Genomic DNA, 500 nt, shown 5'->3' on the forward strand with positions numbered 1-500 from the left:
GCCGCGACGCAGGCGGCGGTCGGCTATGCGCTGGAGCGCGTGCAATCGCCGCGCGCCGGATCGGGCAGCGCCGAGCCGGTCAAGATCGTCGAGCATCCCGATGTGCGCCGCATGCTGCTGCGCATGAAGGCGCAGACCCAGGCGGCGCGCGCCTTGGTCTATTATGCCGCGAGCCAAGTCGACCGCGCGACGCTCGGCCAAGCGGGCGGGCAGGAGCGGCTCGATATCCTGACCCCATTGGCCAAGGCGCATGGCACCGACATCGGCAATGAAGTCGCCAGCCTCGGCATCCAGGTGCATGGCGGGATGGGCTATATCGAGGAGACGGGCGCGGCGCAGTTCTTCCGCGATGCGCGTATCACTCCGATCTATGAAGGCACCAACGGCATTCAGGCGGCCGATCTGGTCGGGCGCAAGCTCGGGCTCGACAATGGCGGGGTGTTTGCGCGCCTGATCGCCGATATGCGCGCCGAAGCCGAGGATGCCGGGCTGCGCACGCT

General features: G+C 68.4%; 1 protein-coding gene. It reads left to right on the forward strand.

Annotated elements, in window-relative coordinates:
* A partial coding sequence (locus tag AACY52_RS30305; RefSeq protein ID WP_339561378.1) for an acyl-CoA dehydrogenase family protein occupies window positions 1–500 on the forward strand: 500 nt, incomplete at both ends.

The organism is Pseudomonas sp. EA_65y_Pfl1_P113, assembly GCF_963970525.1.
Taxonomy (GTDB): Bacteria; Pseudomonadota; Gammaproteobacteria; order Pseudomonadales; family Pseudomonadaceae; genus Aquipseudomonas; species Aquipseudomonas tritici.